The sequence below is a fragment of the Bradyrhizobium oropedii genome (assembly GCF_020889685.1).
Lineage (GTDB): Bacteria > Pseudomonadota > Alphaproteobacteria > Rhizobiales > Xanthobacteraceae > Bradyrhizobium > Bradyrhizobium oropedii.
The window spans coordinates 67,540-85,636 of sequence record NZ_JACMYO010000009.1; the positions used below are offsets into that span (position 1 = coordinate 67,540).

An 18,097-nucleotide genomic window follows, 5' to 3' on the forward strand; every position below is an offset into this window, starting at 1 on the left:
CCCGCCCTACGCACCTCTATCGCATCATCAACGCCACACGGCCGATGGCCTTGCGTTCGATCAGGAGCCGCATCGCCTTCGCGTAGTCTTCCAGCGGCAGCCGGTGTGAGATATTGGGCCGCACCCGGCCGGCCTCGGCCCATTCGCTGAGCGCCTTGAACCTGACCTCGCCGAGTGCGGGGTCCTTGCGCACCGCCTCGCCGGCGCGGACGCCGAGCACGCTCGCGCCCTTGATCATCAAGAGATTGGTGCGGGCGAGACCGATGCCGCCGGTGAAGCCGACGACGAGAATCCGCGCGCCCCAGTTGATGCAGCGCATCGAGTTCTCGAACACCTCGCCACCGACGGGATCGAACACGACGTCGGCACCGCGACCGTCGGTGAGGCGCTTGACGGCGTCACGGAACGGCTCGCGCGCATAGAGCACGAGATGATCCGCGCCACGTTGTTTGGCAATCGCAAGCTTCTCCTCGGACGAGGCCGCCGCGATCACGGTGGCGCCGAGCAGCTTGCCGATCTCGACTGCGGCAAGCCCGACGCCGCCGCCGGCGCCATGCACCAGCAGCACCTCGCCCGGCTTGATCTGCCCGCGATCGATCAGCGCGTGATACGCGGTGCCGTGCGCGGCAAGGAAAGTCGCGCCTTCGGCATAGTCGAAGGTCGACGGCACCGGCACGAGCTGCGACGGCACGGCGACCGTCTCATCGCAATAGCCGCCGAAGCGCATCTTGACGATCACCTTGTCGCCAACGGCAACGCCTGCGGCATCTTTAACTTCGACAATGTCGCCGGCAGCCTCCGAGCCCGGCGTGAACGGCAGCGGCGGCTTGAGCTGGTACTCGCCGGCAGCCATCAGGATGTCGGGGAAATTGATCCCGGCGGCACGGATCGCAACGCGCACCTGCCCCGGCTGCAAAGCCACCGAGGCGAAACTCTCGAGCTGAAGACGCTCGGGCGGGCCGAGCTCGCGGCAAACGACGGCTTTCGGCATCAGGCAGCCCGCGCCTTGAGACGGGCCAGCGCCTCGCGGATCAGCGGCAGGCGGTCGTTGCCGAAATACATGTCGGTCTTGTCGAGATAGATCGTGGGCGAGCCGAAGCCGCCGCGCGCCATCACCTCCTCGGTGTTGGCCTTGAGCTGGTCCTTGATCGCCTGATCGCCGATGCCGGCAAGGAACTGCGCCGGATCGATCCCGAGCTTGGTGCAGATCTCGCTCAGCACGGCATCCTGGGAGATATCCTTGTCGTCACCCCAATAGGCCTCGAACACAGCACGGGCGAACGGCACCATCTTGTCGTTGCCGAGCCAGATGCAGCCGCGCATCGCCTTGACGCTGTTCACCGGGAATACGGTCGGCGGCATCTTGATCGCAAGGCCCGCCGAGCGCGCCCAGTCGGCGAGATCCTTCTTCATGTAGCGCGCCTTCAACGGCACCGGCGTCTCGCGCTGCGCGTAGACCGACGGATTGACCGTGTTGAAGATGCCGCCGACGAGGATCGGCCGCCAGCTGATCGGCGTATCGAACTCCTTCGCGATCGGCTGGATGTTGTGCCAGGCGAGGTAAGTCCACGGGCTGGAACAGTCGAAGAAGAATTCGATCATGGCGTTTCCCTTTGTTATGTGTGCACTCTACCCTCCGTCATTGCGAGGAGCGAAGCGACGAAGCAATCCATGTCTCCGCATGTGGCGCGATGGATTGCTTCGCTTCGCTCGCAATGACGGCGTGGGAACATCTACTGTTTCCCCAACACTTCTCTAGCCTTTTGGCCGAACATGTTCTTGCGTGATTCCTCGTCGAACGGCTCCTTGACGAATTTTCCGATCGCAAGCCCGGCCTGCACCTGCGGGCGAGCGCGCACGGTCGCGTACCAGCGCTTGATGTTCGGATAGTCGTCGAGGGTGAAGCCCTGCGCCTTGTGGGTCATGGTCCAGGGGAAGCAGGCGATGTCGGCGATCGAATAATCGTCGCCGGCGAGATAGGCGCCGGTCTTGCCGAGCTGGCGGTCGAGCACGCCGTAGAGCCGCGCCGTCTCGTCGCGGTAGCGCTCGATCGCGTACGGGATCTTCTCGGCCGCATAGAGCGCGAAATGGCCGTGCTGGCCGAGCATCGGCCCGAGCCCGCTCATCTGCCACATTACCCATTGGATGACGTTCGACCGCGCACGCAGCTCGTTCGACAGGAAGCGGCCGGCCTTGTCGGCGAGATAGATCAGGATCGCGCCGGTCTCGAACACCGAGAACGGTCCGCCGCCGTCGGAAGGCTGATGGTCGACGATCGCGGGAATGCGGTTGTTCGGGCTGATCGCCAGGAATTCCGGCCGAAACTGCTCGCCGGCGCGGATGTTCACCGGGATCACCTTGTAAGGTAGCCCCAGTTCCTCCAGCATGATCGAGATCTTCCAGCCGTTCGGCGTCGGCGCGTAGTGCAGGTCGATCATCGGCGTCCCAATCCCCATCACAAAGACTTTTGTTGTTCTGTACCTCCACTCTAGGACATGGCACACAGGCGCTCAATCAGAACCCACCGGGAGGCACCCATGCTGTTTCCAACCACGATCGCAGGCTCGCTGCCGAAGCCGGAATGGCTCGCCGAACCGAACATGCTGTGGGCACCCTGGAAATCGGAAGGCGCCGAGCTGGCCCGCGCCAAGCGCGACGCCACCGTGCTTGCGGTCAAGCTGCAAGAGGATGCCGGCGTCGACATCGTCACCGAGGGCGAGCAGGCGCGCCAGCATTTCGTGCACGGTTTTCTGGAGCGGATCGAGGGCATCGATTTCGCCCACAAGGTCGAGATGGGCATCCGCAAGGACCGCTACAAAGCGATGGTGCCGCAGTTGGTCGCGCCGTTGCAGCTCAAGGGCCGCGTCCATGAAGGCGAAGCGCGCGCGGCGCGCGCCCACACCAGGAACAGGCTGAAGTTCACCCTGCCCGGCCCGATGACGATCATCGACACCATCGCCGACAAATATTACGGCGACCGCGTCAAGATGGCGTTCGCTTTCGCGGAGCTGTTGAACCAGGAAGCCAAGGCGTTGCAGGCCGACGGCGTCGACATGATCCAGTTCGACGAGCCTGCGTTCAACGTCTACATGGACGAGGTGCGCGACTGGGGCATCAAGGCGCTGGAGCGCGCCGCCGAAGGCCTGACCTGCGCTACTGCCGTGCACATCTGCTACGGCTACGGCATCAAGGCCAACACCGACTGGAAGCAGACGCTCGGCGGCGAATGGCGGCAGTATGAAGAGACCTTCCCCGTGATCGACAAGAGCACGATCCAGCAGGTCGCGATCGAATGCCGCAACTCGAAGGTACCGATCGAGCTGCTCGCAGCACTGCCCGGCAAGATCGTGCAGGCCGGCGTGATCGACGTCGCCAGCGACGAAATCGAGACCCCGGAAGATGTCGTCAAGGTGATCGAGGCGGTGGCGAAGCACGTGCCGAAGGGCAACATCATCGCGACCACCAATTGCGGCATGGCGCCGATGCGGCGGGACATCGCCGAAGCCAAGCTGATCGCACTTGGCGCTGGCGCCAAGCTGGCGCGACAGCGGCTGGCGTAAGCGCAGCGCCGGCGGCTCAGCCCAAAGCAGCCGCCGCGCTCGGGTGCAGCACCGGCCGATAGCCGGACTGGAATGCACGGACGGTCGACGGCGGCGTCAGCAGCATTGCGGGCGTGGTCACATCGGCCCGGTTGTAGCCGGCGAACGACCAGCACAGTGTCTTGCCACCGGCGACGAGATAGCTTTTCTCGTTCGCCTGCACCATCGTCCCGTCGGGCAACTGATCGAGCGACATCGGTAGCTCATGCAGCCGCTTCTTGCCGCGGTCGAGCCGTTCGGCATGCAGCACCGCATCCATCGCCTTGGCGCTGAGATCGCCGACGCCGTTGCCCGTCTCCCATGCGGCGCGAAACCGGTTGGCGTCGTCACGGCGGCAGTAGAAGCAGGGCCGGTGTCCGGCTGCGAACGCGGTGGCTTCGTCGAGGAAGAACAGCTCGGTCCAGCTTCGCCGGCTCATCACCTCACGCCGCCGTCCCCCGAACTCGCAGACGCAGGTGAGCCACGCCGGCGACGACCAGCGCTTGTTCAAAAGCGTCCGTGTCGCGGGATCGTGGATGATGCCGCGATTGCCGGTGAAAGTGCCGCGATTTTCTGACGCGACGATGTCGCCGGTGGGGGTGACGCGGTTTTGCAGGGGCATGGCACAGCTCTAACCACGATCGTCATTGCGAGGAGCTCGCGACAAAATTGCAAGGCAATTTTGCGCTGAAGCGACGAAGTAATCCATCGTACCGCATATGCGGCGGCATGGATTGCTTCGCTGCGCTCGCAATGACAGCTACCTCAAGCCGCGCCGTCGCGGATCGGCGGCTGGAACGACAGCGCGGTGTCCCAGGGGAAGAATATCCAGGTGTCCTGCGACACCTCGGTGATGTAGGTGTCGACCAGCGGCCGTCCCTTCGGCTTGGCATAGACCGTGGCGAAATGCGCGTCGGGCAGCATCTCGCGCACCAGCTTGCCGGTCTTGCCGGTATCGACGAGGTCGTCGACGATCAAGAGCCCCTTGCCGGTGCCGCCACCGAGCTTGGCGGTCTGCTCCGAAATGCCCTTGAGCACTTTCAGGTCGCCCTGCTTGTCATGGTCGTAGCTCGCGACGCAGACGGTATCGATCACCCGCAAGCCGAGCTCGCGCGCCACGATCGCCGCCGGCACCAGCCCGCCGCGGGTGATCGCGATCACCGCGTGGAACGGGCCGACCTCGTTGAGACGCCAGGTCAGCGCCCGGCAATCCCGATGGAATTGATCCCACGAGACCGGGAACGGCCTGCCGGCCCGATCCTGCGCATTCTGTTCAGAATTTCGTTCAACCATGTCGCCTCAACCCGCCGGCTTCTTCTGCGCGGCCTGCACCTGCTTCAACATCTCCTTCACCGCGGCCATCGCGGCGGCGAGCTTCTCGGGATCGCGCGAGCGCACCACCAGATTGGTGTTCGGCTTCTGGTTCTCGTCCTGGAACGGATAGCTGCCGATGATGGTGTCGGGATTGGCTTCGGCGATCGCCCGTAACGGGCCGCCGATGTCGCCTTCCCGCGCGTCGGCGCGGACCGAGTCCGACAGCATCCGCACGCCGGATTTCAGGGTCGGCGCCACGATGTCCATCATCGCCTGCATGATGGTGGGGATGCCGGCCATCACGATGACATTGCCGAGCTTGAAGCCGGGCGCCAGGATGGTCGCGCTCTGGATCAGCTCGGCGCCGTCGGGCACCCGGGCCATCCGCAGCCGCGCCTCGTTGAGGTCCTGCTCACTCCAGCGCTCCCTGAACCGCGCCACCACGTCAGGATGATGGTGGATCTCGACCCCGAACGCTTTCGCCACGCTGTCGGCGGTGATGTCGTCATGGGTCGGCCCGATGCCGCCGGTGGTGAACACGTAATTGTATCTATGCCGCAGCGCATCAAGGGCCGACACGATATCGGCCTCGTCGTCGGCGACGACGCGGACTTCCTTCAGGTCGATGCCGATATTGGTCAGGTATTCGGCGATGAAGCCGATATTCTTGTCCTTGGTCCGGCCGGACAGGATCTCGTCGCCGATCACCAATATCCCCGCCGTGACGATCTCGCTCATGGTCTCATTCCCTAACTTGATCCCCTGACATTGCCGATCCAATGCCTTGATGTCACGGGGTTTTGCCGCCGAATTAAGCAGACCTCAGCCGGTTTTTCGGGCAGCCTTCCGGATACCCCTTAGCAAATGCCACAAGCCAATGCATATCGCGCTGGCCCGCCCCTTGCTACCATCCCATCAAGTCATGCACTGTGTCACATGGCTTGGGAGGGCAGTCGGGATATATGGCAGTCGCGTTCGATGAGATGAACGGCCTCGGCGAGGATCTTCGCCCGGCCTACCAGGAGCTCTCCCGCTGGCTCAAAGAGACGCCACCGGATGCGCTCGAATATCGACGCCAGGAAGCGGAGCTGCTGTTCCGCCGGATCGGCATCACTTTCGCGGTCTATGGCGATTCCGAAGCCCAGGAGCGGCTGATCCCGTTCGACGTCATCCCGCGCATCATGTCGGCGACCGAGTGGACGCTGCTGGAGAAGGGCCTGAAGCAGCGCGTGCTCGCGCTGAACATGTTCCTCAAGGACATCTATCACGGCCGCGACATCCTGCGCGCCAACATCATCCCCGAAGACCTGATCTTCCAGAACCCGGTGTTCCGGCCGGAGATGAACGGCCAGGACGTGCCGCACGACATCTACGTCCACATCGCCGGCATCGACATCATCCGCACCGACCCCGACAACTTCATCGTGCTGGAGGACAATGCACGCACGCCGTCCGGCGTTTCCTACATGCTGGAAAACCGCGAGATCATGATGCGGCTGTTTCCGGACCTGTTTTCGCGTCACCGCGTAGCACCGGTCGAACGCTATCCGGACGAACTGCTGTCGGCGCTGCGGTCGGTGGCGCCGCACAACGCTTCCGCCGAGCCGACGGTCGCGCTGATGACGCCGGGCGTCTACAACTCGGCCTATTACGAGCACTCCTTCCTGGCCGACAAGCTCGGCATCGAGCTGGTCGAGGGGCGCGACCTCATCGTCAAGAACGACGAGGTGTTCATGCGCACCACCGAGGGGCTGAAGCGGGTCGACGTGATCTACCGGCGCGTCGACGACGACTTCCTCGATCCCCTCACCTTCCGTCCGGATTCCGCGCTCGGCGTCCCCGGACTGATGTCGGCCTACGCGGCCGGCAACATCACGCTCGCCAACGCGGTCGGCACCGGCATCGCCGACGACAAGGCGATCTATTCCTACATGCCCGACATCGTGAAGTTCTACCTCAGCGAGGAGCCGATCCTGAAGAACGTGCAGACCTGGCGCTGCCGCGAACCGCAGGATCTGTCCTACGTGCTCGACAACCTCGCCGACCTCGTCGTCAAGGAGGTGCACGGCTCGGGCGGCTACGGCATGCTGATCGGCCCCGCCGCCACCAAGGCGACCATCGAGGCGTTCCGCGACAAGCTCAAGCGCGAGCCGGAAGGTTTCATCGCGCAGCCGACGCTGGCGCTGTCGACCTGCCCGACCTGCACCGACAAGGGTCTGGCGCCGCGCCATGTCGATCTCCGCCCATTCGTGCTGACCGGCTCCAGCCACACCACCATCGTGCCCGGCGGGCTGACGCGGGTGGCGCTGAAGGAAGGCTCGCTCGTGGTCAATTCGAGCCAGGGCGGCGGCACCAAGGACACCTGGATACTGAGCGAGTAGTTGAAAGCATGCTGTCGCGCACCGCTGAAAACCTGTTCTGGCTGGCCCGTTATGTCGAACGCGCCGAATATCTGGCCCGCACGATCGACGCCACGTTACGCGTCACCGCATTGCCCGCGGCCTATGTCGGCAAGACCAATGAGTGGGATTCCGCGCTGCTCACCGCGGGCGTCGGCGCCGCCTTCTACGACCACTACGAAGAGGCGAACGAGCGAAACGTCATCGAGTACCTCTCCTTCTCGGACGAAAATCCCGCCTCGATCAAGAACTGCATCGAGGCGGCGCGGCTCAATTCGCGCTCGGTACGAACAGCACTGACGTCGGAGATGTGGGACACCATCAACTCGGCCTGGATCGAGCTGCAGGCGGTCTGGAACAAAGGTCCCGCCAACCGCGAGGAGCTGGCGAAATTCCTGCGCTTCGTGCAGGAGACCTCGCTGCGCTTCGATGGTTCGGCCTACCGGACCATGCTGCGCAACGACGCCTACTGGTTCTCGCGACTGGGCGTGCATCTCGAGCGCGCCGACAACACCGCCCGCATTCTCGACGTGAAGTATCACATGCTGCTGCCCGAGGAAGAGCATGTCGGCGGCCCGCTGGACTACTACCAGTGGACCTCGATCCTGCGCTCGGTGTCGGCAACGACCGCCTATCACTGGGTCTACCGGGAAACCTTAAAACCCTGGCTGATCGCCGACCTGTTGATCCTCAACGACACGCTGCCGCGCTCGCTTGCCAGCTGCTACAGCAATCTGGTGCGCAATCTGGACCAGATCGGCGTCGCCTATGGCCGCCAGGGCGCGTCCCAGCGCCACGCCCGCGGCATCAGGAACCGGCTCGAGCACAGCCATATGGACGACATTTTCCAGCACGGCGTGCACGAATTCATCCAGGAATTCATCGCGGATAACTCACGGCTGGGTGAGATCATCACCAAGCAGTATCTGATCTGACCGATTTTGACGCAAAATCTCGTCATGGCCGGGCTTGACCCGGCCATCCACGTCTTGCTTTGAAGGGCGATTAGGAAGAAAGACGTGGATGCCCGGAACAAGTCCGGGCATGACGATCCCAACTGCAGTTGATCGACCATGCGCCTGCGGATAGCCCATACCACCACCTATCGCTACGAGCCGGCGGCCTCGGGCGTGATCCAGATTCTGCGGATGACGCCGGGCAGCCATGACGGCCAGTATGTCGCGGATTGGCAGATCGACGTCTCGACCGATTCCCGGCTCGATACCCATGAGGACGCCTTCGGCAACGTCACCCATGTGCTGACACACGGCGCCATCAGCGACCTCACCATCCATTGCGAGGGCCTGGTCGAGACCCAGGACACCGGCGGCGTACTCAAGGGCAGCGACGAGCGGTTTCCGCCGAGCCTGTTCCTGCGCCCCACGTCGCTGACCGATCTCAACCCGGCGATGACGAGTCTCGTGCGCGAGCTGCGCGCGGAAGCAGGCAACGACGTGCTCGGCTTCCTGCATGCGCTGATGTCGCAGATCTACGAGCACATGACCTTCGACGAGGACCCGACCAACAGTGCCACCTCGGCCTCCGAGGCGTTCGCGCTGAAGCGCGGCGTCTGCCAGGACTACGCCCACATCCTGATCGCCTGCGCGCGCGCCGGCGGCGTTCCGGCGCGGTTCGTCTCCGGTCACTTCCTGCGCTCCGACGGCATGGTCAACCAGCAGGCCGGCCACGCCTGGGCCGAGGCCTTCGTGCCCGACCTCGGCTGGATCGGCTTCGACGCCGCCAACGGCATCTGTACCACCGACGCCCATGCCCGCGTCGCGATCGGGCTCGACTATCTCGGCGCCGCCCCGGTCCGCGGCACCCGCTATGGCGGCGGCAACGAGACACTGACAGTCGCGGTCAAGGTCGATCAGGCCGGACGCCCCGGGCAGTGGCAGAGCCAGACGCAGTCGTAGACCCCATTCTTTCCACGTCATTCCGGGGCTCGCGGAGCGAGAGCCCGGAATCCATCGTGCCACCACCATGCGGAGAAATGGATTCCGGGCTCGCGCCAAGAGGCGCGCCCCGGAATGACGATGGTAAGCTACCAGCGCGCGACGATCGCGGCCGTATCAAATCCAACAGCGAGACACACCATGGCCACCGTAAAACTGCTCTCCGACGACGAGCTCTCAGCCGAGGCGCGCGCCGTCTTCGACGACATCCGCGCGACGCGAAAATCGGACTTCATCAACAATTTCTGGCGCGCGCTCGCGCATGATCCGAAGACCCTGCGGCGAACCTGGGAGAGCATCAAGGAGGTGATGGCGCCCGGAGCACTCGATCCGAAGGTCAAGGAAATGCTCTATGTTGCGGTCTCGGTAGCCCATGGCTGCAGCTACTGCATCCATTCGCACACTGCAGCCGCCCGCGCCAAAGGCATGACCGAGGCCGAGTATCAGGAAATGCTGGCGATCGTCGGCATGGCCGCCGAGACCAACCGGCTGGTCACCGCGCTCGGCGTGCCGGTGGACGACGCGTTCCTCGTCGATGCACCGGCGGGACAAAGGCAGGAGCCGTGACGCTCTCGCGAATGAGTGATGTCACGAAATGCGCTCGACGTCGGTCTTGAGGGTAACCAGGAAACGGGCCGCTTCGCCGCCCGTCACCACCCGATGGTCGAATGTCAGCGATAGCGGCAGCGTGCGCCGGACCGCAACCTCTCCCCGAAGCGCGACCACGCGCTCCGATATGCGCCCGGCGCCGACGATCGCCGTCTGCGGCGGCACGATGATGAGATTGGCAAACCGGCCTCCGATCATGCCGAAATTCGACAACGTGATCGTCGCGCCGCGCAGCTCTTCCGGGGGTATCGCACGTGCGATTGCGTCGGCTCGCAGACGGTCGAGTCCGGCCCGCAAGTCCGATACGCTCCGTTCCGCGACGTTGCGCAGCACGGGAACGATCAGGCCGCCGCCGGTGTCGACGGCGATGCCGAGATCGATGCGCTCGATCAAGCGCCGTTCTCCGGCGCCGGAATGATACCAGGCATTGAGTGCGGGCTCTGCCTTGCAGGCGGCGGCGATCGCCCGCGCCAGGCGGATTGTCACATCCTCGCCCTGCCGCCACTCCTGGATGTCCGCTTCATCGGTGACCGTTGCCGGGACGATTTCCGCGTGCGCTGCCGTCATGCGTTGGGCCATCGCGCGACGCAAGCCGCGCAGCGGCTCGGCGGGTCCGCTGTGAGACATCCGCTTCGCCGCCCTTTCGACGTCGCCCCGCGTGATGGTGCCGCCGGGCCCCGTCGCCTCGACGAGATCAAGCGCGACGTCAAGCTTGCGCGCGAGCGCGCGCACCGCCGGAAACACCTGAGCTGCCTCCCCGCTCGGCGGCGTCGAAGGAGCTGCTGCCGTCGACCGTGGCTCGCCACCGCCGAGGTCACCCACAATCGTGCCGGTGTCCTCCCCGGCGCCTTCAGCAAACTCCACGAGCGGCGCGCCGACCTTCACGATATCGCCCTTGGCACCGAACAGGCGCGCGATGCGTCCGCTCGACGGCGCCGGTATCTCGACCACCGCCTTGTCGGTCTCGACCGAGACGAGCGGCTGGTCGGTCACGACGTGGTCGCCTTCGTTGACGTACCACGTGACGATCTCCGCTTCTTCAAGACCTTCACCAAGGTCCGGCAACGTGAACTGGCGCATGGGACGAGGTCCGTCGGTGTTCAGTTGTACTGGCAGGCCTTTCGGGCGGCGGCCACGATGCGTCCGACCGACGGCATGTAGCTCTGTTCAAGGCGAGCCATCGGGACGATCGTGTCGTAGCCGGTAACGCGGGTCACGGGTGCGAGCAGCGAGGATAGTCCGCGCTCGGCGATCAGGGCGGCGATCTCCGCACCAAATCCGCCGGTGTGCGCGGCCTCATGCACGATGACGCAGCGCCCGGTCTTTGTGACCGAACCGAGCACGGTGTCTTCATCGTAGGGCTTGAGCGTGGCGAGGTCGATAACCTCGGCAGCGATGCCCTCGTCGGCAAGCGCGTCCGCTGCGGCCATCGTTTCCTTCAGCATCGCGCCCCAGCTGATCAGCGTGACGTCGCGCCCCTCCCGCAGGATAAAGGCGAGATCGAGCGGCAAGGCTTCGCCGTTGTCATCCACCTCGCCTTTCGCCGCGCGGTACAACCGCGTCGGCTCCAGGAATACTACCGGATCGGGATCGCGGATCGCGGCGAGCAGAAGTCCATAGGCGCGCTCCGGCGACGAAGGCATGACGACACGCAAGCCCGGAATGTGGGCGAGCATCGCCTCGGTGCTTTCGGAATGATGCTCGGGCGCGCGAATGCCGGCACCATGCGGCGTGCGCAGGACCATCGGACAGGTGAGTCGTCCCTGGGTACGATTGCGCATCCGTGATGCGTGATTCACCAGCTGATCGAGACAGGGATAAATAAATCCCATGAACTGGATTTCGCCGACGGGCTTCAGCCCCTGCGCGGCCATGCCGACGCAGAGCCCGCTGATCAGGAGCTCGGCAAGCGGCGTATCGAGGACGCGCTCCGGACCGAAGCGCTCCTGCAAGCCGACGGTCGCGCGGAAGACGCCGCCATTGACGCCGACATCCTCGCCGAGCACGACCACGTCGGGATCGTCCGCCATGGCGCGGCCGAGCGCCAGATTGATGGCTTCGACCAACGTCACTTCAGGCATCGTCCTCTCCCGCGAGTTTGCGACGCTGCGCGGCATACGCCTCGGGCAGATCGGCATAGAGATTGTCGAACATGGTCTCTGGCCGGCGCGGCGGCATCGTCAGATAGCGCTGCACCGCCGCCTCGATCCGCTCATGGCACTCGGCGGCAAGCTGCTCCTCGTCCGCCTTGGTCCACATCTTCTGCCTCACAAGATAGGACCTGAGGCGCGCGATCGGCTCCTCCTTCCAATGTGCCTGGACTTCGTCGGCCGAACGATAACGCAGTGCATCATCGGACGTCGTGTGATCGCCGAGCCGGTAGGTGACCGCTTCGATGAAGTGAGGCCCCTTGCCGTCGCGGGCAGCGAGAATGGCCTCCTCGGCCGCGGCGCGCATCGCCACCACGTCACACCCGTCCACCTGCTCGCCGCTGAATCCGGCAGCGATGGCCTTCTGGGCCAACGTTTCAGAAGCGGTCTGCAGCCGCAACGGTACCGAAATGGCCCATTGATTATTGGTGGCGACGAACACAAGTGGCAATTTGTGCACGCCGGCAAAATTCATGGCTTCGTAGACATCGCCTTTCGAGGTGGCGCCGTCGCCGAACAGGCAGACGGCGACACGCGGCTCCCTGCGCAGCTTGAAGGCATAGGCGACACCGGCGGCATGCGGCGCCTGTGATCCGACCGGAACGCAGAACGGGAAATCGTGGACAGGACCGGAGAATTGATTGCCCCGTTCATCGCCGCCCCAGAAAAGCAGGATCTCCTCCAGCTTGACGCCACGCCAGAGCAACGCGCCATTGTCGCGATAGGAGGGCAGCAGAACATCATCTTCCCGCATCGCACTGGCGACACCGACCGACACCGCTTCCTGGCCGAGCGAAACGGCATAGGTTCCCAGCCGACCGGTACGCTGCAATGCAACAGCCTTTCGGTCAAACAGGCGCAGGAGCACCATCGACTGGTAAAGCTCGACAACTAACCTGGCGTCGGTGGCGAAGGCGGGAAGCGGCCGGATCATCGAGCCGTCCGGCGCGAGGCAATTGCGGCGGCGCACCTCAAAGCGCGCAATAACGGGGAGCTCTTCGCTTGCTCTCTTGCTGGCCACGCTCTCGCTCCTGGAGCGGTTCTGCGTCCCATTCTGCTATTTGGTGTTCGAGCCACGACGATGCAATACGGGAGCAGCTTCGCTTTTGGCGCCCGGTCGGCGGCCGGATCGCTGGGATCGATCCATGAGATCCGTGGAAACAGCGCTGCCATAGCGGTATAAAAGAACATGGCAAATGGTCAGGTTGTCCTCGTAACAACTGCGCCGTTGGGCGGCGGTCCGCCTGTTCGCTCGGTCTTCTTCGTGGCTGAAGGAGACGCGGCGAAGGCCACGGCGATCATTGCGGACATGATGGCCCCGAATGAAACGATCGAAGCCTGGGGGCCGCTTCCCGAAGCGGCTGTGAAAGCGCTCGGATTGAAACCCGGCGACTACACCCACACCTGACTTGCGCCAGATGGCAGCCCGGCTCGCGAAGGCCTCGTGCGGCCGTCATCCTCGTGCGCAGCGTGTGATCACGACACAGCGCCGTCGCTTACGCGAAATTTTGATCGCCGAGCCTCGCCGCGCGTTTCCGATCACAACACGGGGAGCCTCTTTCTCGAGCAAAGGACATGGCGTAGTCTGCACCGAGCTGCTCTTTGAGACGGGACGGGCCGACGTCGCCGTTTGACAGAACGGGCAGCGGTCAGGCCATCGGCAGGCATCTCAGTCTGAAAGCAGCGCCTGCCTTATGTGGCGCTCCTTCAACTCCAACGTGAAGCAAGTTCGCCTGCCGCGCACGCGGCAGACAAGGGAATGCACAACCCTTGGAGGACGACATGGCAACATTCATATTGAGGATCGACTGGACCGACCAGGGAATTCGTAACGTCAAGGAAGCTCCCAAGCGCAGCCGAGCGGCGAGAGAACTCGCCCAGAAGCTCGGTGTCGAAATCAAGGAGGTCTATCTCACCTCCGGCGAGCATGACATTCTTCTCCTCGCCGAAGCGCCCCTCGGCGACAGCATTACAAAACTCGCGCTTGCCCTCAGCTCAATGGGAAACATTCGAACCTGCACCTCGCGGGCGTGGCCCGAGGCCGAGTGGACCAAGCTGATATCCGAGCTCCCGTAGCGGCTTCGGATATCCCAATGGATCCCTACGCGGTCTGACTGACGGGTGCCGCCGCAACCTTGGCAGCCGGCGATCAGCCCGGGGACCACGCGTGTGCGCAGGAACAGCCACCCGCTCCTGGTCACGTGAATGAGTGAAGACGCGAAACGCACGAGGACGACGGCGCATGTCGTTGCCAGCGGGGCAGATGCGTCACTTGTCCAGCCAGACGTCCTCGAAACGCAGATTGTTGTACTGGCTGTTGTCGTGCGGATGGAAGTTCTTCACGTAGGGCTGCCAGCAATTGCCGGCCGATGAGTGCAGGATGACCGGCCGCGCGGCGTCGTCGACCAAGAGGCGCTCGATGTCGAACACGATCTTGCGGCGCTTGTCCTTGTCGACCTCGCGCGACTGCGCCGCGAGCAGTTTGTCGACCTCGGCATTGCAATACTGGGTGTAGTTGCGCTCCGAGTTGCAGGAATAGTTCTCGACCAGATTGCCGTCGGGATCGTCGACGCTGACGCCGGTGACGTTGAGGCCGATCGTGTAATCCTTGCGTTGCAGCCGCGAGTACCAGCGCGGCGTATCCAGGATATCGAGCTCGGCTATGATGTAGATCTTCTTGAGCTGGTCGGCGAGGATCACGGCCGGGTCGCGATAGGTCGGCAGATTGCGGGTCTGGATCTTGATCGACAGCGGCTTGGCATCGCTGTAGCCGAGCTTCTGCATGATCGCCTGCGCGTCCGCGAGGTTCTTCTCGCTGTCGGGACCGTAGCCCATCAACGTCGACAGTATCTCGGGCGGCATGCCCCACTCGCCTTCCGGCCTTGCCTGCATCGCGCCGCCGAGCCGCCCGGTGCCCTCGAACAGGATACTGTTGAAGGCCTTGCGATCCAGTGCCAGCGACATCGCCTTGCGAATGTCCGGATTGTCGAACGGCGGATTGACGCGGTTGACCAGGAGATTGATCTGCAGATTGGTCGACGTCATCTCGCAGATCGCGTTCGGCGCCCGCGCCTTGACGTCCTTCATCAGGGGAATGCTGACGTCGGACGGAAAGGTGATGTCGTAGTCGCCGGTCGCGAAGGCCAGCATGCGCGTGGCGCGGCTGTCGATCGAGCGCACCGCGATCTCGTCAAGATACGGCCGGTCTTTCTTGAAGTAATCCGGGTTACGGACGAGACGGATTGAATCGCCGCGCCGGAACTCGACGAACTTGAACGGTCCGGTGCCGACCGGTTTGGTGCGCATCACCTGCTGCGGCACATGGCAGGGATAGACCACCGAGAAGGCGCTGGCGAGCAGCGCCAGCAGGCCGGGCTGCGGCTCGGTCAATTCGAAGGTCGCTTCATCGTCGCCATTGACGCTGACGTCCCTGAGCTTCGAGTACCAAACCTTGCGCGGGTTGCGCTTGAAGTCCTGGGTTTTGGAGTCTTGGGTCTCGCTCTTGCCGATCAGCATCCGCCAGGTGCATTGGACGTCCCTGGCCGTGAACGGCTGGCCGTCATGCCATTTCACGCCGTGGCGCAGCCTGAAGGTGAGCTTTGTGCTGGTGGAATCCCACGACCAGCTCTCGGCGAGATCGGGGATCACGGTATCGATGCTTTCGTGCACCTTGGACGGATCGAACACCACGAGGTTGTTGAAGACCGCCGCGAACGGCATCACCGAAGCGATCGTGGACTCCTCGAGCAGCGAGGTCGAGGGCGGATTGTCGTTGTGATAGAGCCGGAGCGTGCCGCCCTTCTTCTGCGCCGATGCCGGGCTCGCGGCCATCGCCGCGACACCCAGTGCCATGATGCATGCGGCCAGTTTGAACGACATTCTCGCCTCCCGGAATTCTTTTGTTCTTGTCGATTGCAGGCAGTCGACCACAACGCCAGGTGCCTCGCAATGACAGGGGGCGCTGATCATTGCCGGCTGCGCGCAACGCAGAGCAAGGCCGTCGCCCCGCAATTCCGAGCAGCCGTCGGCTGGAACAGACGCCGACAGGCCGTCTCCGCGATCGGCCTCTGCCCTTTTTGACCAGCGACCGCATGTCCCGTCACGGGGAATTAGGGTTGGATGCGACCTCGAAATTGGCTACACGTTCTGCGCCGAGAAACTCGGATCGTTGGGGACTGGAAATGACCTATTGCTGCGGAATTCTGGTGCGAGACGGCCTTGTCATGATCGCCGATACGCGCACCAATGCCGGCCTCGACAATGTCTCGACCTTCCGCAAGCTGCACATCTTCTCGACACCCGGCGAGCGCATCATGGCGATCGCCAGCGCCGGCAATCTGGCGATCAGCCAGTCGGTGCTGTCGACCCTGACTGAGGGCATGGAAAATCCGGACACCGGCGAGCTCGAGACGCTGATGAACGCCCCGACCATGTTCCAGGCGGCTCAGCGGATCGGCCGCGCCATCCGCTCGGTGCATTCCACCGAGGGCGACGCGCTGCGCTCCGAAGATATCTCCTTCGACGTCTCGTTCCTGTTCGGCGGCCAGATCAAGGGGTCGCGGATGCGCCTGTTCATGGTCTACACCGCCGGGAATTTCATCGAATGCACCACCGACACACCGTATTTGCAGATCGGCGAGCACAAATACGGCAAGCCGGTGCTCGATCGCGCCATGCACTACGACGTCGAGCTCTATGAGGCGCTCAAAACGGGACTGATCTCGATGGACTCGACGATGCGCTCCAATCTCGGCGTCGGCCTGCCGATCGACGTGCTGGTGGTGCGCACCGACGCCTGCGAGGCCGATCTCAACCACCGCATCGAGGCCGGCGAGCCCTATTTCCACGATTTGCGCTCGCGCTGGTCGGCTGCGCTGCGCGCGGCGCATCAGAACATTCCACGCCCACCCTACAAGAACGAAACCGAAGCAAAAACCAAGTAAGAGGAAACTCGGATGACTGAGGCAACCAGCAAGATCGCACTCGTGACGGGCGCCGGCACCGGCGTCGGACGCGCCGCGTCGCTCGCTCTGATGGACAAGGGCTACACCGTGGTGCTGGTCGGGCGCCGCCTGGAGATGCTGGAGGAGACCGCCAAGCTCGGCCCCGCCGGCAAGAGCCTGTGCGTCACCGCCGACATGGCCAACCCGGCCGCGATCGCAGCCCTGTTCGACAAGGTGAAGGCGACCTATGGCCGGCTCGACGTTCTCTTCAACAATGCCGGCATGGGCGCGCCGCCGGTGAATTTCGAGGACCTGCCGCTCGAGCAGTGGCAGGCCGTCGTCAACACCAACCTCACCGCGCCGTTCCTGTGCACCCAGCACGCCTTCCGCATCATGAAGGACCAGACCCCGCGCGGCGGCCGCATCATCAACAACGGCTCGATCTCGGCGCATGCGCCGCGGCCGTTCTCGGCGGCCTACACTTCGACCAAGCACGCCATCACCGGCCTCACCAAGGCCTCCAACCTCGACGGCCGCATGTATGACATCGCGGTCGGCCAGGTCGACATCGGCAATGCCGCGACCCCGATGACCGACCGCATGGTCAACGGCCCCGGCGTGCTGCAGCCGGACGGCACCACCAAGCACGAGCCGCGCATGGATGCGAAAGCGGTCGGCGACGCCGTCGCCTACATGGCCGGGCTGCCGCTCGACGCCAACGTGTTGTTCATGACTGTCATGGCGACCAAGATGCCGTTCGTCGGCCGGGGCTAAGCCACCGCCACTCCCGTCATTGCGAGCGAAGCGAAGCAATCCATCGATCCTCTCGGGGATAGATGGATTGCTTCGTCGCTTCGCTCCTCGCAATGACGGGTGGCGAGAGCGGCCCCTTCTTGAGCTTTTCCACATCCTGCAGCGTCGGGAACCTGTCAAATATCGAAAACAACCCCATGCAAAGTAGCCGGCGGCTACCAGCGACCGACTCGGCAACTTGACACGTCGGGCAACTCAGCGGTATTTTTCCATTATTCCGAAATCGTGAAAGCTTGCCCGGGGCTGATCTTCCCCTTCTCCCCGCCTGCGGGGAGAAGGTCGGGATGAGGGGGAGTCTCCGCGAGGACGGCGAGAGACGCATTCGCGGAGAGTCCC

19 protein-coding genes are annotated in these 18,097 nt (G+C 63.9%); 9 read left to right on the forward strand and 10 right to left on the reverse strand.

What is annotated here, in order from left to right:
• Positions 1-16 precede the first annotated feature (16 nt).
• From H8A95_RS04805 to H8A95_RS04815, 3 genes are all read right to left on the reverse strand, one after another.
• The gene (locus tag H8A95_RS04805) at positions 17-991 is read right to left on the reverse strand and encodes an NADPH:quinone oxidoreductase family protein (protein WP_229182154.1); all 975 of its coding nucleotides are present in this window, start codon (positions 989-991) and stop codon (positions 17-19) included.
• Positions 991-1,602, reverse strand: a complete 612-nt coding sequence (locus H8A95_RS04810; RefSeq protein WP_229182155.1) for a 2-hydroxychromene-2-carboxylate isomerase — start codon at positions 1,600-1,602, stop codon at positions 991-993. The genes H8A95_RS04805 and H8A95_RS04810 overlap by 1 nt, the downstream gene beginning before the upstream one ends.
• A gap of 131 nt (positions 1,603-1,733) precedes the next feature.
• Positions 1,734-2,438 (reverse strand): glutathione binding-like protein, encoded by a 705-nt coding sequence (locus H8A95_RS04815; RefSeq protein ID WP_229182156.1) that lies wholly within the window; start codon positions 2,436-2,438, stop codon positions 1,734-1,736.
• 99 nt (positions 2,439-2,537) lie between these two features.
• Between H8A95_RS04815 and H8A95_RS04820 the strand changes: the two genes are divergently transcribed.
• On the forward strand, positions 2,538-3,560 hold the full coding sequence (locus H8A95_RS04820; RefSeq protein WP_229182157.1) for a methionine synthase: 1,023 nt from the start codon (positions 2,538-2,540) through the stop codon (positions 3,558-3,560).
• A gap of 16 nt (positions 3,561-3,576) precedes the next feature.
• On the opposite strand, the gene H8A95_RS04825 is transcribed toward H8A95_RS04820, so the two are convergent.
• The 3 genes from H8A95_RS04825 to H8A95_RS04835 form a co-directional block, all read right to left on the reverse strand.
• On the reverse strand, positions 3,577-4,200 hold the full coding sequence (locus tag H8A95_RS04825; RefSeq protein WP_229182158.1) for a hypothetical protein: 624 nt from the start codon (positions 4,198-4,200) through the stop codon (positions 3,577-3,579).
• Between the two features lie 143 nt (positions 4,201-4,343).
• On the reverse strand, positions 4,344-4,871 hold the full coding sequence (gene gpt, locus H8A95_RS04830) for a xanthine phosphoribosyltransferase (RefSeq protein WP_092115219.1): 528 nt from the start codon (positions 4,869-4,871) through the stop codon (positions 4,344-4,346).
• 6 nt (positions 4,872-4,877) lie between these two features.
• The gene (locus tag H8A95_RS04835; RefSeq protein WP_229182159.1) at positions 4,878-5,630 is read right to left on the reverse strand and encodes a competence/damage-inducible protein A; all 753 of its coding nucleotides are present in this window, start codon (positions 5,628-5,630) and stop codon (positions 4,878-4,880) included.
• A 224-nt stretch (positions 5,631-5,854) separates the two neighbouring features.
• On the opposite strand from H8A95_RS04835, the gene H8A95_RS04840 reads away from it, so the two are divergent.
• The 4 genes from H8A95_RS04840 to H8A95_RS04855 all read left to right on the forward strand — a co-directional run bounded on the left by H8A95_RS04840 (position 5,855) and on the right by H8A95_RS04855 (position 9,813).
• Positions 5,855-7,273, forward strand: a complete 1,419-nt coding sequence (locus H8A95_RS04840; protein WP_076858580.1) for a circularly permuted type 2 ATP-grasp protein — start codon at positions 5,855-5,857, stop codon at positions 7,271-7,273.
• A gap of 8 nt (positions 7,274-7,281) precedes the next feature.
• On the forward strand, positions 7,282-8,226 hold the full coding sequence (locus H8A95_RS04845; protein WP_163161606.1) for an alpha-E domain-containing protein: 945 nt from the start codon (positions 7,282-7,284) through the stop codon (positions 8,224-8,226).
• A 138-nt stretch (positions 8,227-8,364) separates the two neighbouring features.
• On the forward strand, positions 8,365-9,207 hold the full coding sequence (locus tag H8A95_RS04850; protein WP_229182160.1) for a transglutaminase family protein: 843 nt from the start codon (positions 8,365-8,367) through the stop codon (positions 9,205-9,207).
• 180 nt (positions 9,208-9,387) lie between these two features.
• The gene (locus tag H8A95_RS04855; RefSeq protein ID WP_229182161.1) at positions 9,388-9,813 is read left to right on the forward strand and encodes a carboxymuconolactone decarboxylase family protein; all 426 of its coding nucleotides are present in this window, start codon (positions 9,388-9,390) and stop codon (positions 9,811-9,813) included.
• Positions 9,814-9,834: 21 nt separating this feature from the next.
• Here H8A95_RS04855 and H8A95_RS04860 read toward each other — a convergent pair whose 3' ends face one another.
• The 3 genes from H8A95_RS04860 to pdhA are packed head-to-tail and all read right to left on the reverse strand — an operon-like array spanning position 9,835 to position 12,939.
• Complete coding sequence (locus tag H8A95_RS04860; protein WP_229182162.1) at positions 9,835-10,935, reverse strand: dihydrolipoamide acetyltransferase family protein; 1,101 nt, start codon at positions 10,933-10,935, stop codon at positions 9,835-9,837.
• 20 nt (positions 10,936-10,955) lie between these two features.
• Positions 10,956-11,936, reverse strand: a complete 981-nt coding sequence (locus H8A95_RS04865; protein WP_229182163.1) for an alpha-ketoacid dehydrogenase subunit beta — start codon at positions 11,934-11,936, stop codon at positions 10,956-10,958.
• Positions 11,929-12,939, reverse strand: coding sequence for a pyruvate dehydrogenase (acetyl-transferring) E1 component subunit alpha (gene pdhA, locus H8A95_RS04870; RefSeq protein WP_229182164.1), 1,011 nt, complete (start codon positions 12,937-12,939; stop codon positions 11,929-11,931). Before pdhA ends, H8A95_RS04865 begins: the two co-directional genes overlap by 8 nt.
• Positions 12,940-13,194: 255 nt before the next feature.
• On the opposite strand from pdhA, the gene H8A95_RS04875 reads away from it, so the two are divergent.
• A complete protein-coding gene (locus tag H8A95_RS04875) occupies positions 13,195-13,413 on the forward strand; it encodes a hypothetical protein (protein ID WP_229182165.1) in 219 nt (72 codons plus the stop codon).
• A gap of 374 nt (positions 13,414-13,787) precedes the next feature.
• The gene (locus H8A95_RS04880; protein ID WP_229182166.1) at positions 13,788-14,081 is read left to right on the forward strand and encodes a GYD domain-containing protein; all 294 of its coding nucleotides are present in this window, start codon (positions 13,788-13,790) and stop codon (positions 14,079-14,081) included.
• Between the two features lie 192 nt (positions 14,082-14,273).
• On the opposite strand, the gene H8A95_RS04885 is transcribed toward H8A95_RS04880, so the two are convergent.
• Complete coding sequence (locus H8A95_RS04885) at positions 14,274-15,884, reverse strand: ABC transporter substrate-binding protein (protein ID WP_229182167.1); 1,611 nt, start codon at positions 15,882-15,884, stop codon at positions 14,274-14,276.
• 302 nt (positions 15,885-16,186) lie between these two features.
• On the opposite strand from H8A95_RS04885, the gene H8A95_RS04890 reads away from it, so the two are divergent.
• Positions 16,187-16,948 carry a proteasome-type protease gene (locus H8A95_RS04890; RefSeq protein ID WP_229182168.1) on the forward strand — a complete coding sequence of 254 codons (762 nt, stop codon included), beginning with the start codon at positions 16,187-16,189 and terminating at the stop codon, positions 16,946-16,948.
• Between the two features lie 12 nt (positions 16,949-16,960).
• Positions 16,961-17,722, forward strand: a complete 762-nt coding sequence (locus H8A95_RS04895; RefSeq protein ID WP_163161617.1) for an SDR family oxidoreductase — start codon at positions 16,961-16,963, stop codon at positions 17,720-17,722.
• The last annotated feature ends 375 nt before the right edge of the window (positions 17,723-18,097 follow it).